Annotated in this window: 15 protein-coding genes and 1 pseudogene; 2 read left to right on the top strand and 14 right to left on the bottom strand. The window is 44.0% G+C overall.

Annotation, left to right across the window (positions count from 1 at the left end; genetic code table 11):
• Nucleotides 1-45: 45 nt before the first annotated feature.
• The 3 genes from pepD to ACESPQ_RS18555 form a co-directional block, all read right to left on the bottom strand.
• Complete coding sequence (gene pepD / locus ACESPQ_RS18565) at nt 46-1,479, bottom strand: beta-Ala-His dipeptidase (protein WP_373144714.1); 1,434 nt, start codon at nt 1,477-1,479, stop codon at nt 46-48.
• Between the two features lie 112 nt (nt 1,480-1,591).
• Entirely contained in the window at nt 1,592-2,143 is a 552-nt protein-coding gene (locus ACESPQ_RS18560; RefSeq protein ID WP_118002010.1) for a chromate transporter, read from the bottom strand.
• Nucleotides 2,140-2,703 (bottom strand): chromate transporter, encoded by a 564-nt coding sequence (locus ACESPQ_RS18555; protein WP_233105425.1) that lies wholly within the window; start codon nt 2,701-2,703, stop codon nt 2,140-2,142. Before ACESPQ_RS18555 ends, ACESPQ_RS18560 begins: the two co-directional genes overlap by 4 nt.
• A gap of 93 nt (nt 2,704-2,796) precedes the next feature.
• Between ACESPQ_RS18555 and ACESPQ_RS18550 the strand changes: the two genes are divergently transcribed.
• A complete protein-coding gene (locus ACESPQ_RS18550; RefSeq protein ID WP_118002011.1) occupies nt 2,797-3,678 on the top strand; it encodes a LysR family transcriptional regulator in 882 nt (293 codons plus the stop codon).
• A 143-nt stretch (nt 3,679-3,821) separates the two neighbouring features.
• On the opposite strand, the gene ACESPQ_RS18545 is transcribed toward ACESPQ_RS18550, so the two are convergent.
• On the bottom strand, nt 3,822-4,868 hold the full coding sequence (locus tag ACESPQ_RS18545; RefSeq protein ID WP_157419523.1) for an RNA-guided endonuclease InsQ/TnpB family protein: 1,047 nt from the start codon (nt 4,866-4,868) through the stop codon (nt 3,822-3,824).
• Between ACESPQ_RS18545 and ACESPQ_RS18540 the strand changes: the two genes are divergently transcribed.
• A complete protein-coding gene (locus ACESPQ_RS18540) occupies nt 4,869-5,093 on the top strand; it encodes a hypothetical protein (protein ID WP_148558594.1) in 225 nt (74 codons plus the stop codon).
• A gap of 372 nt (nt 5,094-5,465) precedes the next feature.
• Here the strand turns inward: ACESPQ_RS18540 and ACESPQ_RS18535 are convergent, their stop codons facing one another.
• The 10 genes and pseudogenes from ACESPQ_RS18535 to ACESPQ_RS18490 all read right to left on the bottom strand — a co-directional run bounded on the left by ACESPQ_RS18535 (nt 5,466) and on the right by ACESPQ_RS18490 (nt 15,417).
• A complete protein-coding gene (locus ACESPQ_RS18535; protein ID WP_002610070.1) occupies nt 5,466-6,050 on the bottom strand; it encodes a PD-(D/E)XK nuclease domain-containing protein in 585 nt (194 codons plus the stop codon).
• A 282-nt stretch (nt 6,051-6,332) separates the two neighbouring features.
• Nucleotides 6,333-6,611 (bottom strand): AAA family ATPase, encoded by a 279-nt coding sequence (locus ACESPQ_RS18530; RefSeq protein ID WP_254887986.1) that lies wholly within the window; start codon nt 6,609-6,611, stop codon nt 6,333-6,335.
• 32 nt (nt 6,612-6,643) lie between these two features.
• Nucleotides 6,644-7,015, bottom strand: coding sequence for an AAA family ATPase (locus ACESPQ_RS18525; protein WP_002610066.1), 372 nt, complete (start codon nt 7,013-7,015; stop codon nt 6,644-6,646).
• Nucleotides 7,016-7,618: 603 nt separating this feature from the next.
• Nucleotides 7,619-9,514 (bottom strand): extracellular solute-binding protein, encoded by a 1,896-nt coding sequence (locus ACESPQ_RS18520; protein WP_373144711.1) that lies wholly within the window; start codon nt 9,512-9,514, stop codon nt 7,619-7,621.
• On the bottom strand, nt 9,511-10,359 hold the full coding sequence (locus ACESPQ_RS18515) for an ABC transporter permease (RefSeq protein WP_002610062.1): 849 nt from the start codon (nt 10,357-10,359) through the stop codon (nt 9,511-9,513). The genes ACESPQ_RS18520 and ACESPQ_RS18515 overlap by 4 nt, the downstream gene beginning before the upstream one ends.
• Nucleotides 10,360-10,870: 511 nt before the next feature.
• Nucleotides 10,871-11,938 (bottom strand): annotated as a pseudogene (locus tag ACESPQ_RS18510) (ABC transporter ATP-binding protein); the annotation flags it as partial.
• 13 nt (nt 11,939-11,951) lie between these two features.
• Nucleotides 11,952-12,485 (bottom strand): helix-turn-helix domain-containing protein, encoded by a 534-nt coding sequence (locus ACESPQ_RS18505; RefSeq protein ID WP_002610059.1) that lies wholly within the window; start codon nt 12,483-12,485, stop codon nt 11,952-11,954.
• Between the two features lie 769 nt (nt 12,486-13,254).
• A complete protein-coding gene (locus ACESPQ_RS18500; RefSeq protein ID WP_008817652.1) occupies nt 13,255-13,545 on the bottom strand; it encodes a hypothetical protein in 291 nt (96 codons plus the stop codon).
• Nucleotides 13,546-13,617: 72 nt separating this feature from the next.
• On the bottom strand, nt 13,618-14,028 hold the full coding sequence (locus ACESPQ_RS18495; protein ID WP_002610057.1) for a winged helix-turn-helix transcriptional regulator: 411 nt from the start codon (nt 14,026-14,028) through the stop codon (nt 13,618-13,620).
• Between the two features lie 297 nt (nt 14,029-14,325).
• Complete coding sequence (locus ACESPQ_RS18490) at nt 14,326-15,417, bottom strand: ArsR/SmtB family transcription factor (protein WP_109771686.1); 1,092 nt, start codon at nt 15,415-15,417, stop codon at nt 14,326-14,328.
• Nucleotides 15,418-15,422 lie beyond the last annotated feature (5 nt).

The following is a 15,422-nucleotide window of genomic DNA, read 5'->3' as shown; positions in this document are numbered from 1 at the left end:
ATCAGATTCACCTAACCGGTAGGTCAAAATAACGCATATCTTATCTTACAGCTCCTCCAGATAAGCCTTTAAAAGTGTAAAGGTCGCATCGAAGGATGCCAGATCCAGCGCTTCCTGCGGTGTATGAATATCCTGCATCTTCGGTCCCATGGTAACGATATCCATATCCTCATCCATGGCTTTGAAAACACCGCATTCCAGACCACCATGCACAGCCACCAGCTGCAGCTCTTTTCCCAGCACCTTTTGACATACTGCTTTCAGACATTCACGCATAGGAGAATTCGCACGATAGCTCCATGCCGGATATCTTGCCTCATGCTCGCTGTGAAAGCCGAATACCTCCGCAAGCGCATCCATCTCCATCGCCAGTGTATCCACATAGGATTCCATAGCTCCGCGTAAGGAAGCGTTGATGATGATTGCCTCCTCTTGCGTTGTCACAACACCGATGTTGCTGGACGCTGTACTCAGTCCTTCAATGCTCATGGAATGATGACGCAGACCGTTTGGCAGTGTCATCAAAAGCGTGATCACATCTTCACTGTCTTCAATGCATAAGACACCGTCACACGCCACTTCCTTTACAGCGACGTCAACACCGGCATCACTGAACTCCAGCTCCTTAGCAAAGATGGTTTTCATTTCCTGTACACAGGCCGCAACTGTTTCCAAATCCGCCTGACACACAAATGCCGCAGATGCTTCCCGAGGAATCGCATTGTCCTTGATTCCACCCTGTATCCAGCTCAGCTGTACACCATACCGACGGTTCAGCGTGAACAAGACCCGTGCCAGCAGCTTATTCGCATTCCCATGCTCCTTGTCGATTTCTCCGCCGGAATGTCCGCCGTGAAGTCCGAACACATCAATCTGATAGCCATTTCCATCATGCGGCACAAGAATGCGTTCCTTTTGCATAATGACATTCACACCCCCTGCACTTGTTGTGCAGGTGGCATTTTCTCCGCCATCATCCAGATTGATCATTCGCTTTGCCTGAAAATATTCCTTTTTCAGTGCCATGGCACCAAAGAGTCCCACCTCTTCCTGTACCGTAAACACGCATTCCAGAGGCGGGTGCTTCGCATCCGGATCGCTGAGCAGAGCCAGCATATAGGCAACACCGACGCCGTCATCTGCGCCAAGTGTTGTTCCCCTTGCCTTTAGAAAGCCGTCTTCAATATACAGCTTCAGTGCATCCTTTTCAAAATCAAAATCCGTATCCTTGTTCTTTTCGCATACCATATCCGTATGTGCCTGTAACAGCACAGGGGCATGATCCTCATAGCCGGCTGAAGCATCTTTATAGATGATGACATTATACAGTTCATCCTGTATCCATTTCAGTCCGTGTTCCTTTGCAAACGCCACCAGATACGCACTGTATGCCTGCTCATGATAAGAGCCGTGCGGAATTGCCGTCATTTCTTCAAAATACTTCTGATGAGCCTTTTCATGATTCAAAATATGTTCCATAGATTACCTCCGTATGTTCCCTGCTATTGTACCACATTTCATGAAGAAAACTCTATTTCACACCCTAAAAAGCCCTGATTTTTAAAACGGCACGGAGCTGCTGAAACTAGAGCTACTTATAGATCCATACGCCAAGCAGACCGGACAGCAGCATCAATGCAATCGGATTGATTTTCCATTTTCTGCTGATCCAAAGCACGATGGCAAAAATAGCGACTGCCGCAGGCTGCAAAGAGGTCAGCTTCAAATCCCCGTTTTTGAAAAACGCAATTGCAAGCAGAATCAGTGCAGCGGACATGACCAGCCCCAGCGAGGCTGCCTTCAGGCCCTTCAGTATTTCCATGAAAAAGACGGAGGAGGAAAACCGCTGAAAGATATGATAGAGCACATAGGAAATAAGCACGCCCATACAAATGCAGCCAATGGTGGCTGCCAGTGCTCCGCTGACACCGGCTACCCGCATACCGACAAAGGTCGAGGTATTGACAGCCAGAGGCCCCGGCGTCATTTGCGAAATGGTTATGATATCCGTAAATTCCCGCATGCTCAGCCAGTGATTGGACAGCACCACCTGATCACGAATCATCGGGATGATGGCATAACCGCCACCAATGCTGAACAATCCGATACGGAAAAATGCAAAGAACAGCTGCAGCAGCTTCATATTCGCACACTCCTTCTCTTACAGTAAACACGCACCACACAAAGCAGCGCACTGGCGATGATAAGGATCGCCACGTTGATCTGAAAAAAATAATTCAGCATACAGACAAGCGGTGTCATGAGTGTAAAAAAGAATTCCTTTTCCTTACAAATCAGTGCGTACATATCCACAATCAAATCCACGATCAGCGCTGCCACACCAGCCTCCATTCCATGCAGAACAGCCTGTACGACCGTATTGTTTTGAATAACGGCATATAGCCTTGAAACTACCGCCAGAATCACTAACGGCGGTAAAATCGCAGCGATACAGCTGATGATCATTCCACTTACTCCTTTGACACGATAGCCTGCCAGGGCACTCATGTTAATTGCAATCGCACCTGGTGAGGATTGTGCAATCGCCGCAATCTTCATGAGCTCATCCTCGTCAAAATAGGCTTTTTTCTCCACATAATATTTTCGTATCATCGGTATCACCACATAGCCTCCGCCAAAGGTAAAGGTGCTGATAAATACATTGATACCAAACAGCCAGACAATATCTTTATAGCTTTTCATTTTTATCACCATGTTTATGATAGCATTTGACACCGGATACATAAAATTATATTATTTTATAAGATAGATAACCAAATGGTTATGGAGGTGAACATGGATATACGCAGATTTCGAATTTTTCAGGCAGTGGCTCAGGAAAAAAGCTTCACAAAAGCAGCACAGAAGCTGTATATGACGCAGCCTGCCGTATCCAAAGCAATTCATGAGCTGGAGGAAGAACTGCAGTTTCCTTTATTTGAACGGTTTCCAAAGAAGACGATTATGACGCCGGTTGGTGAACAGTTTCTCCAGCAGGTACAGCAGCTGCTGCAGCTATATGACAGCATGAAACAGGATGCTGCTTCGTTACAGGAAGCCTCCATATTACAAATCGGCTCCAGTATAACGATTGCCAATGAGCTGCTTTGTCCGCTGATGAAGCAGTTGCAGCAGGCTTACCCAAAGCTGCAAATCCGTGTCACCGTAGCAAGCACCTCTGCGATTCTGGAACAGCTGCAGCAGCATGCGATTGATATTGCGTTTCTGGAGGGTGTCATACAGCAGGATTCTCTAATTGTCCATCCGCTTTCCTTCTACCAGCTAAAGGCAGTCTGCAGTCCGGATTTTCTTGTCCATCATATGGTAGACAAGCTGAATACCCTGGCAGAGCTTCCTCTTCTCTTACGGGAAAAAGGAAGTGCAATCCGTGAAACCTTTGACAGCTTTATGCTTTTGCACGATCTATGTCCGCAAGCCGCTTGGACATCGACCAATTCCACGGTTTTGATGAAGGGGGCGCAGGAGGGCTTTGGAATCGCCATATTGCCGGAGCGAATGGTAAGAAAAAAACTGAAGCAGGGCGAATTATGTGAAATCCAATTGCCGCAGCTAAAGCTTATGAATGTCAATCATATTGTCTATAAGAAGCATAAGCATCTCAATGCCCCTATGCGTGAGCTGTTGAAGCTGGCAGAAAAACAGGAAGCTTATATGTAAATTTTACAATATAATACCTGATTGTCATTTAGTCGTGCTTCCTTTCATCAATGTTGACTTTCATTTTCGTGAACTTCCGCCAGCTATAGAGCAAGCGGCTTCTAATGAAAGCTTGCACATTCATCAAAACGTTTTGTTCGTGTTCAGATACACGTAACTGGTACGTTCACAGTACCTCTACTCCATCGCTCTCGCTTTGGCATACATGGATATACTTTTCGTATGATATTACTTGCTCCATTGATATCGGCATTCATGAGAATGCCGTTTTTGCTTCTGTATAATCCTCGCTTGATTCTTTTCCCTGTGAAGGTATGCGCTACATCGTTTCCATAGACTGGTATCTGATCCTCGTCAATGGAACTAGCCTTCGATTGTATTGCTTCTTCACAGACCACGACTCTGATTCCTGCCGCTTCTCCTTTGTATTTGATCATTTCGATCAGCGTACGAAACGGTATCTGAACAAATGTCTGATTGTTCTTCTTCCCCATATGGATACGCTTCTTCCAACCCGCATGATTTCCTACGACGATAACTTCGATTCCTTCCTCCACACATAGATCTATTATTTTTCTTGATGCTTTGTGCAGGATATCCTTTACACGTCGATTTCGCTTTTCGCTGATACGTTTCATTCGTTTTGTTTGATGGATCCCTTTGCTATCCTTCTTTCCAGTTCTTAGCAGTGAGCGATAATGTGCGATCTGTTTGTTATAGAATTGATTGACTGCTTTTATTTCATTTCCTTTTATCAGCACAGGGTGGTGTCCACTCGTAAATGCAATCGCCATCAGATTATCAACACCAATATCAATGCCGGCTACTCTGGTTGCCTCATGGATTGTAATCGTCGGTTCCTTGATTTCTATCTCGCATACAATTTCAAGCTTGATAGTATCTCCATTGGGAATCAGACGTACTTCCTTCAGTTTCTGTTCATGCAGGTCCATCTTACCTAGATCATATCGATCACGTACACACCCTGCCTGCAGCACTGCCTTAGGAAACTTTACATACCAACCATGTTTGTCTTTTCTCAGTTTGCATATCTGATTGGTAAAGATCAAGGGTTTATAACCGTCTTTGTCTGCATATCGAGGGATATGGGGGATTGCTTCATATTTGTCTGGATGTGCTTTGTAATCAGCTAAAGCAGCAAAAAAGCTTTTCCAGTCACGATACAGCATATGCAAAACATTCTGATTTGCCTGCGCAGGAAGAGCACGGTAATCGATCTGGTCACGCAATTTAAAAAAACCATCCAGATGCTGCATGGAAACAAAGCGATGTTCATGATCAATGATGTGGAATGGTGTGCTATGATGCTTTTGACGTATGACATTCAATTCATCAACGACACCATTGAGTTCTTCCAGAACCTGTATCTCATGTGGAAAGCGATCCTCATTTGATTTGATGGAAGCACTGTACGCATTTCTTACATGGAACGAAGCAATGTTGTACAGATTTTTAGCACGATGTGTAAGAGCAGAAAAGCCGGGGGTTTTGCGGGTGATTAGCAGATAGGATACTAGAATATGTACGATATGATTTCATATTGGAAACCCTCCTTTTGTTGGCATCATTATACCACGAACGCAAGAGAAATTTAAGGAAAGATTCGTGAAAAACAGAAAGAAAACAAGGATGAAAAGAAAGATGGCTGCATTCATCACCCACCTGCTCATCGACCACTGAGGTGGGGGTATTCTGCCTGCTTTTTAGATAAAATAAAAGCTCGATTATTTAGAAGCCTCTATATCAAAAGCAAAAGGACTGCATAATCAGTCCCTTTGTACGTACATTCTTGCCTGTTTCCCACAATGCGCCAGTCCTATTTTTATCACCTTCTGCATAGGATAGCCATATTGCTTTTCTGTAATCTGGATACATGCCTGATGTGCTAAATCCTGTAAATCTTTGCTTACATCCTTCGTATATTTTAATTCAATGATGATGGATGGATCTTCTGCATTCCTGTTTTTTAAACAGATATCGAATCTTCCCTCACCCTGTTCCCGATTACTGATAATCTCATAACGGTTATCTAAACGTATGAGCATTCCCAGTAACAGCGTTTGATATGAATTTTCATTGATTAAATCAAAATAGCTCAATGTTTTCATCAGTATTTTCTGATAACCGTCTAAAAATGCATCCCAATTCTGTTGAAGGAATTTATCTAGTAAAATATCCAGACTATTCTTGTCTATATGAAGATAATGTGCTGTAAGCGAACTAAATTCACTTACAATTTCTTTGTTTGGTATCCTTAGAATATATTTCCCCAATAATGGATCAACAACTTTTTCCACTGTTAAATAACCGGCATTCAGGCACTGCCCGCCTGAGGCGCAAATAATCCCCACAGACTGCTTGTTTCTCTGATTTCAAAAAAGGAAGTTTCAAAATTAACGAGAGTATTCACAGTTTCTGTTCTTATCAGCTCTTCATATCCATCTTTGAAAGATGCCTCGCAGTCCTGCATCGCTGATTTTATCATTTTGTTTGAACTGGTATTCCCCCAGTAAGGGATAAGCTCCCCACGATTGACATAGTTGATAATCGACCAGGGATTGGGCTCTGCCCACTAGCAGTGTAAATATCAATTCCTCCCATATTGTAGCCATCACGCCATGGGTGGGCAGCGCCTACATCTGTCGCACTGCATCGTCATATACAAAACCATAGGCTTCCAGCAGTTCCTTAACCTCTTGTTTCGTAAAACCAAAATATTCAGCATATTCTCGATCCTTAACGGTACATACAAGCGGATTATTCAAATCAGAAAAGATGTTTTCTTTTGCAACCCGCTGAATACCTATGAGCATGGCATACTGCAAATCATTGCTTGTTTTCAATGAAGTGTGCAGCATGGATGCAAGTCCACCACGTAATTCATCATAAAAACCAAGAGCATGCGCTTCGATAAACGGTGTATCACGCCATGGGCGGGCAGCGCCTACTCATCGATAAACAGCATAACCTTTTTTCCATAATACTGATGGCACTTTAACATCAGAAAGCTAATGGCATTTGTTAATTTATCTAAACTGACATTTTCCTCCTCCATCAGTCCTGTGGATATCCGCTCAAGCTTTACCCTCTCAAATGTCCTTAATTCCTCATAGACATGTGCATACGTGTCATATGCCGTCATTAGCTGGCTTTTGATCTGATAAATAATGTTCTCCTTTGAACCTTTCGCATCCGCAAATGTTAGAAAAATCGTAGGATACCTATTTATATCATCCGCTGTAGATGTATGCATGACAGCAGTATCTTTGAATATCTCTCTGGAGTCTTTCGTAATATCAAAAAACTCCGCAAGCACGCCATGGGCGGGCAGCGCCTACTCATATTGATTGTTTTCCCCGCTACTAGCGCGCCTTTTGTCGGATACCAAAGGTATCGGCAATATTTCGGGTGAAAGCGCCTAGGTCTTGTGATTAACGTAACCTCACTGCCCCGATCCATATATTCCTTTGTCATAAGGCTTTTATCTACAACATAATAGTTTTCATCCTTCAGCTTTTTTATAATCCTTCAGCCCGATTGGAATCCTCTTCATAACATCACCTGCCATTTTCTTTATTATACCATAGAAATATCAAATCCAGTCCTTCACAGCATGAAAACATAAGGAATCACAGAAATCATCCATTGATAGGACATCAAGCTTACAAAATAAAAAATATCAATAGCGTATCCTCTACATCTATTGATATTTTTATTCATAATCATCTTTTGTATAGAACTTATTTTGTGACAAACAATTTATCATTTAAAACATGTAGGAAATAGAATCTCTTTTTATCCAGCATATCTAAAAATCGCCACTGCAATTCTTAAAAATGCAGTACAGATAACACAACCATCACGGCGACGACCATAAGTATCAGAATGCGATAGATTGCTTTTTTCATGAATTCCACCTCTATTTCGCTATTTTCACTTTAGTCCAGTAATCAGAAATCAGCTTCTTCGTCTTTTCATTATATTCAAAGATCTCGTCCTTTGGATACCCGACACGCGGCATATACGCATTGTTTCCATAAAATTCGCCATCCTTGCCGCTCAGCTCATCCAATACCTCGCCATTGCTTGAAGCATAGCCGACAAACAATGAATTTTTCATACTCTGCTCATATTCCAGAACGAAGTTGATATATTCATTTGCCAGCTTCGGATTTTTGGCATCCTTTGGAATTACCATGGCATCACTCCACAGATTGGTTCCTTCTTTCGGCATGAAATATTCCATATCCTCATTCTCTGACAGTATGAAGGCTGCATCTCCGCTGTATACCAGGGCCAAATCCTTATTGCCGTTGATCATCGCATCGATGACCTCATCTGTCACGATTTCCGGATCCATCGTGGATACGGCTTTCACCAGCCACTCATAGGCCGCATGCAGCTCCTTTTCGCTGGAGGTATTCATGGAATAGCCCAGTGCTTTAAGAGCCATCATGAAGCTGTCGCGTTCCGAATCATACAGATACAGTTTTCCCTTGTATTTTGTATCCTGGAAAATATTGAAGCCCTCTTTTTCCAGATCGGCTTTTGCCACGTTGTTTTTATTATAGACAATACCGACCGTACCCCAGAAATACGGTGCAGAATACGTGTTATCAGGGTCATAGGACAGTCCCTTGATACCGTCTGCCAGCACTGCCAGATTCGTAACAACGCCTTTATCCAGCGGCTGCAGCTTTTCTTCCTTGATCAGACGCTCAATCATATAATCACTCGGTACGAGAACATCATAGCTTTCGCCCCCCTGCAGCTTGGTATACATCAGCTCATTGGAATCAAAGGTATCGTAAATCACCTTTACCCCATACTGCTTTTCAAAAGCCGCATTGACATCCGGATCCATATATTCTCCCCAGTTGTACACCTTCAGCGTATCGCTGCCATATTTCGCAATGGCATCCTCTGTCGAGGTGCTGCCGACACCGCCCTTTAAAGCGAATAAAAGTCCTCCAATCACCAGTACAAAGCACATACCGACAATGCCGCTGACCTTATAGGAAATCGGCTTATTGTTGCGGGCTGCCTTCTCACGCACCAAAGGAACAATGTTCACAATGAGCAGCGTAATGGTAATCATAATGACAATCAGCGTGGATAAGGAGTTGATGCTCGGATTGATCCGCTTACTCATCGTCCAAACCAGTGTGGAAATATTTTTCACTCCGTTGCCGGTCACAAAATATGAGATAATGAAATCATCAAAGGACATCGTAAAGGCAATGAGCGCACCGGATACCACTCCCGGCATGATCTGTGGAACAATGACCTTCCACATTGCCTGCGTCGGTCTTGCGCCCAGATCCATAGCCGCCTCTGCCAGGTTGGGATCCAGCCCGCGAAGCTTCGGCATGACACTTAAGATCACATACGGCGTACAAAATGCGATATGTGCCAGCAGCATGGTCAAAAAGCCCTTTTCCATATGCAGGGACACATAAAACAGCATCAGTCCCACCGCAGTAACGATTTCCGGATTCATGATAGGAAGATCGTTGATCTGCTGTACAACCTCCCGCACGATACGGCGCGATTTGCTCAGCCCGATGGCGGTAATCGTTCCGACAATCGTGGATACAAACGTCGCCACCACCGCGGTAACCAGTGTATAATAGATGGCCTCCATCATATTGCGGTCATTGAACATCTTGTGATACCACTGCAGGGAGAAGCCGTCAAAGCTTGTCAGGGAGCGGCTGCCGTTGAAGGAAAAAATCAACATATATAATATTGGAAAGTAGAAGAACACCATCACACAGCCGAGGATGAGTCTTCTGGAAAGCTTGCTGTTTTTCATTGCACATTCCCTCCCCGTTTTGCACGGACGCTGTCATCTCCCTTATCCAGACGCCGTGTTACATACATACTGATCATGATAATCACTGCCATGATCATGGAAATGGCACTTCCGAAATTCCACTCACCTACCGTAATAAACTGATTTTCAATGACATTTCCAATCATCATGTAGCCGCCGCCACCCATCAGCTTGGGAATGACAAAGCTGGACACTGATGGCAGAAACACAAGCGTAATCCCGGATATCACACCGGGCAGTGATAAGGGAAACGTGATCTTACGAAACCGTTCCACGCGGTTTGCGCCAAGATCATTTGCCGCATCCAGCAGCGAGCGGTCCATTTTCGCCAGCGAGGATTCAATCTGCAGAATCATAAACGGTATAAAGTTGTACACCATCCCAAGCACCACGGCACCATCCGTATACAGCAGCTTCGCAGGCTCCATACCGAAGTAGGTCAGAATGTGATTGATCAGCCCGTTATCTGCCAGAATACCAATCCATGCGTATGTACGCACCAGCATGTTGATCCACATCGGCAATGTAACAAGCAGAATCAGAAGATTGCGCTTGCTGGACTGGGATATTGCATATGCTACCGGATACCCGATCAGCACACACAATACCGTTGTCATTAAGGCAATCCTGAGGGAAAGCCACAGCGTTTTTAAGAAATCAGGGTCTGTAAAGAATTTTTTGAAATGCTCCAGTGTAAACTGCAGCGTTGCCACATCATTTCCCTGCTTCGTAAAGGCATATACGATAATCAGAAGCATGGGAATAACGATCATGGCAGTAATCCATATGATATACGGATATGTTAATCGCTTAAAGGTCTTCATATCAGTATCCCATCTTGCTCATGACATGGATATCCTCCGGATAGAAGCTCAGACCCACTTCGGCTCCTTCCTCGGCGATATCCGTTGTATGAACCTTAAATTCCCTACCCTGTGTGGAGAAGGTTACCTGATAGGTTCCCGCAGTAATGTTATCCGGATCAAAATCATAATCCACATCGGAAATTTCCACATCGCTTTCATCACTCAGCTTCCAGCTCTGTGCATTTGCCCAGGTTTTCAAATCGGTATCAATGGCTGCACTCTCCTTCAGCTCGTCCACGGTTTTAAAGAAATTGAAGGCGGAAATCGCTTCGTTCGCCTTTGGATTCTCCACGTATTTCTGCTGCACCACAAACACCTTGATGGATACACTCGTTCCGGAGCTTGTGGAGAAGGTAACCGGATACGTACCGATCTCCTCCGGTATATCATATTCAATTTTATTGATGGAAATATACTCATCATCCTGCGGGCTCCATGCCTGTGCATCCGCACGGGCGATGATTTCCGCATCGTTGAGCTCCTTCACATCCTCGATATCCACATAGAAGTCATTGGCGGAAATACGCTCTTTGGCATCACTGCTGGAAACGTCGTGCTCCTCCGTTACATTCATCATGACACTAACGGTGGTTCCCGGAACGGTTTCCACCATGATTTCATAATGCACGCCCTTAAACAGCACACTTTTCACGATACCTGTCATTTTGCCGTCCTCTTCCTTCACGATATCCAGATCCTCCGGACGTATGACGACATCCACCTTTTCGTTTTTCTTAAAGCCGAAATCCACGCAGTCAAAGCTGATATCATCAAACATCACCTTGTAATCATCCAGCATAACGCCCGGTATGATATTGCTTTCCCCGATAAAATTCGCAACATAGCGGTTCTCCGGCTCATTGTAAATATCCGTCGGTGTTCCTACCTGCTGTATTTCGCCATCCTTCATGACCACGATTTTATCCGACATCGTCAAGGCCTCTTCCTGATCATGGGTTACATAGATAAAGGTGATGCCAACCTCCTGCTGAATCTTCTTCAGCTCGTACTGCATTTCCTTACGCAGCTTCAGATCCAGTGCACCAAGCGGCTCATCCAGAAGCAGCACCTTCGGTTCATTCACCAGCGCACGCGCAATTGCGATACGCTGCTGCTGTCCCCCGGATAACAAGGTGACATCCTTTTTCTCATAGCCCTCAAGACCGATCAGCTTCAGCATCTTCAGCACCTTCTGCTCAATGACATCCTTACTCATCTTCTTGATTTTCAAGCCGAACGCAATATTGTCATATACATTCATATGCGGAAACAGTGCGTATTTCTGAAATACCGTATTCAGCTCCCGTTTATAAGGAGGCACATCCGTGATATCCTCCCCGTCGAAAATCACATGCCCCTCGCTTTGATTCAGAAATCCCCCGAGAATTCGCAAAAGTGTTGTTTTCCCGCATCCGCTGGGTCCCAGCAGTGTCACAAATTCATTCTCATAAATATCGAGATTGATTCCCTTCAGCACCAGTGTACCGTCAAAGTCCTTTACGATATTCTGAAACTGTATCAGCTTTTTCTCTTCCATTGCTTACGCCTCCTTAAAACAGCGGCGGTGTGGTGATCCACAATACCCGCGCCTCATTCTTTCCGTTGTTTTTCAAATAATGCCGGTATTTCCCGTTAATATAAAAGGTTTCCCCCTTTTTTACAGGATATTCCTTATCGCCGTTCACCAGCGTGATCCTGCCCTCCAGCACGTAGCCGAATTCCTCCCCGTCATGCGGGTCAAATTCCTTGCTGCTGCCCTGTGGGGACAGCTCCAGCAAAATCGGCTCCATTTCATTTTTCTGCGCATTCGGTACGATCCAGTGGATACAATACTCCTCATGCTCATCCACGAAATAATCCTCCTTTTTAAAGACGACCTTGTTCTCCTTGCTGTCTTTAAAAAAAGACGCCAGGTCGGTACCCAGCGCCTCTAAAATATCCTCCAGAGTGGAAACGGAAGGGGAGGTAAGGTTACGTTCAACCTGCGATAAAAAGCCCTTCGTTAATTCACTCCGCGACGCGAGTTCCTCCAAAGTAAGATTGTTCTGTGTTCGCAACTGCCTTATCTTCTGCCCGATATCCATACATACCTCCCTTTGTTTAGTAATACTAAACTTTCCGTATGATATTTGAAACAGGATGATTATATCATAAAACCGGACATATGCAATACCCTGTATGAAAAAAGTTTAATATTTTAAACTTTTTGTTTAATAGAATAACAAAACCAAAAAGTTTCCATTGGTAAACAGGAAAAATTCCGGTTTAATCACATATTTTCACATAATTTACATATCTTTTAACTATATCTTTTTATTATAGTAACTGTGGGCAAAGATATTCTTCGCCTAGATAGAAAATAACTCCCCTAATTATTTTCTATACATTCTATCCCCTTAATAATTTATTGTATTAAGAAAAAAGGCGTATCCCTAGCGCCTTTTTTCTTGTTTCAGCCTTTGCATAAAGGCATATTGCCATTCTATTCATCACAAGCTATGCGGCATTCTCTATACGAAAAGACCGCATTTCGATACAGCAGACATATCCTCCCTCATACAAACACATAATTCATATGCAAAGGGGAATCACCTGCTATGTTAATCGCTTACATCCTAAAAACATGTATCATGCTTATGCAAATATAAACTTTTCATTAACTTGGATTTTTCTGCGGTTATGAGCTTTACAACACGGTGCCTTCCCTCTATAATGTTACTGTTGCCGCCTGTAAAGAAAGATACCTAGGCAGTATTTTTGCGGCATGCCACCAATGGGTGGCTTTTTTTATCTCATGAAGGAAGAGTTGAGCATCCTGCTTTGCATGCAGGGCAAAGGCACTGTACGGATACTTCACCATAAGGGAAACTGCATAAGCAATTCATCCTGAAGCTGTCTGAATTCCTTTTCAGTGAGCATACCGCTGTTTCTTCTAGCCTCCAGAATGCGGCGCTCATACTGCATAACCTCCTCATCCAGAAGCTTTTGGTCATTGGCATATTTCCCAAACCGGCAGACCCTCGCATATTCCTGTCGATGTGCCTTCCAGATTTTTGAGCGATACATGGGATCCCCCTCCCACAATCTGCTTTGAAACCGATACCGTTTTTTTTCCATGAAATCCGGAAATGACAGATAAGCCATACAATCACCTCAATGCTAGTATAGACTATATTGTTACATAATATATGTCACAATAAAAAAAACTGCAGAGCTTTATGCATTCTGCAGCGTTTCAGCATCGGATTCTGATGCTACCTCCACCCGTTCGATATAGCCCTCCTGTATCAGAATCTCCTCCATATGATAATCCATCATGATACCGATACCGACATCCATCATTTTTCGCAGACACTTCAAAAGCATTGCTCCGCGGTTTGTCAGCGCATATTCAATCATGGTCGGCTTTTTATGAACATGGACAATCCGGGAAACAAGTCCCAGGGCAATCAGCTCATCCAGTTGCTCCATGATTTCTTTTTTCAGCATGGAGGGGATGGCTTTACACAGCTCCTCCAGCCGTTTTTTGCGTTTTTCCATTTCCCAAAGCACCAAGGCCTTTTCCCGCTCCTGCGCGATATCCACACTCAGGGTCAGCGGGTCTTTATATGCAGTTACCTTCATCATCAACACCTCTTGCGTACATCCTATCAGAAACATGCAGTTTGTGCAACAATGCCTCTGCAACTTGACACTTTTTAGGAAAAAACGGCTTTACAGACAAAAAATGGAAAAAGCCGGTTAAGGGGTTCCGGCTTTTCCAAAAATTATGTTATTTAAGGGGATAGAAAATTGTATGAATTATCATTAGGGAGAATGATGAGTACATACAAGCAAGGTTAACTTCCCTGCTCGTGTAATAGTATATGATATTTATTTGGATAAAAAATGTTTAAAATACGTGAAAATATGTGAAGCATTTTACTAGGAATTAGACAGCAGCTTCTGCTTTGTCATCTCCAGAAATTCCTCCAGATATTCCCGGTTCAGAGAATAGTACAGGCGGTTGTTTTCCTTACGGAATTTAATGAATCCGGCATTCATCAAAGCCTGCATATGATAGCTGATGGTTGGGGTTGTGAGCTGCAGCTCCTTGGCAATCTGCGCCCCATAGGCACATTGCCGGGATACATAGCACAAAATTTCAAACTTGCTTTTATCACTGAGCAGCTTCAGACTGGTGCAGATGGTATCCACAGACATGCCCGCCTTCTTATATTTCAGAAGAGACAGTATATCCAGCCCCCAGATGAGGGTTGCCTTTCCATGCTCATTCAGATCCTGTGTCAGAAAGGACAGGGAACGAAAACCCGAAAAGGCTGGCAGGATCAACAGCTCCTCGGATTTGAACAGAACCTCGTCCAGCTTCATACCAGTAAACTCACTCAGTTCTTTCAGCAGTTCCTCATGATTCTCTATCATATCCTCAAACTGCCTTGCTGCCTCAGCATATTCCTTCTGATACCGGTCCAGCACTGCAAGCAGCTTAATAAAAAGCTCCTCCCATCGATCCAGTACGGCCGTCATATCCTGTGCCTTCATTAACAGCTCCCATTTATCCTCAGCTGATAGAGAGGTGGCATTGAGATCCTGCAGAAGAACCGCATCCTCCACATTTTTATAGTCCTTATCTTCATCGAAATTGCTGATATACGCACGAATCAGACAGAGGCGGTCTTTCTCGCAGACCCTGCGCAGCCTCTGCAGCTGTAGCTTCCAGTCTGTTTCCTCCATATCCAGATAACTGATGAAAAAGCTGCGAAAAGGAGTGACTTTCCCGTTTTTCTTATCTTCAAATAAAAGTGACAAATCTTTATAGTCCTGCAGAAATACAGCATCCACCTCGGAACGAATATCGATCAAAACGTCGATATGAGACTGGATACGTTTCTCCTCCTCAATCGGCAGATGCTCTCCCCGCAAGGTCTCCTCATAGCGTTCCTTTCTGAGGCAGTCCTCCAGCAGCTCACAGCATTCCAGCATAGGCTGAAAATGGTTTTTAAACAGGATTTTCACTCTCG

This window comes from Clostridium sp. HGF2 (genome assembly GCF_964240115.1).
GTDB lineage: Bacteria > Bacillota_I > Bacilli_A > Erysipelotrichales > Erysipelotrichaceae > Clostridium_AQ > Clostridium_AQ innocuum.
The sequence above is the reverse complement of the archived record's forward strand: the minus strand, read 5'-3'. Positions and strand labels throughout refer to the sequence as shown.

Coding starts and splice junctions, on each gene's coding strand:
- pepD (WP_373144714.1), bottom strand. CDS start 1,479: ATGGAACATATTTTGAATCATGAAAAGGCTCATCAGAAGTATTTTGAA.
- ACESPQ_RS18560 (WP_118002010.1), bottom strand. CDS start 2,143: ATGAAGCTGCTGCAGCTGTTCTTTGCATTTTTCCGTATCGGATTGTTC.
- ACESPQ_RS18555 (WP_233105425.1), bottom strand. CDS start 2,703: ATGAAAAGCTATAAAGATATTGTCTGGCTGTTTGGTATCAATGTATTT.
- ACESPQ_RS18550 (WP_118002011.1), top strand. CDS start 2,797: ATGGATATACGCAGATTTCGAATTTTTCAGGCAGTGGCTCAGGAAAAA.
- ACESPQ_RS18545 (WP_157419523.1), bottom strand. CDS start 4,868: ATGCTGTATCGTGACTGGAAAAGCTTTTTTGCTGCTTTAGCTGATTAC.
- ACESPQ_RS18540 (WP_148558594.1), top strand. CDS start 4,869: ATGCAAAACATTCTGATTTGCCTGCGCAGGAAGAGCACGGTAATCGAT.
- ACESPQ_RS18520 (WP_373144711.1), bottom strand. CDS start 9,514: ATGAAAAACAGCAAGCTTTCCAGAAGACTCATCCTCGGCTGTGTGATG.
- ACESPQ_RS18515 (WP_002610062.1), bottom strand. CDS start 10,359: ATGAAGACCTTTAAGCGATTAACATATCCGTATATCATATGGATTACT.
- ACESPQ_RS18505 (WP_002610059.1), bottom strand. CDS start 12,485: ATGGATATCGGGCAGAAGATAAGGCAGTTGCGAACACAGAACAATCTT.
- ACESPQ_RS18500 (WP_008817652.1), bottom strand. CDS start 13,545: ATGGCTTATCTGTCATTTCCGGATTTCATGGAAAAAAAACGGTATCGG.
- ACESPQ_RS18495 (WP_002610057.1), bottom strand. CDS start 14,028: ATGATGAAGGTAACTGCATATAAAGACCCGCTGACCCTGAGTGTGGAT.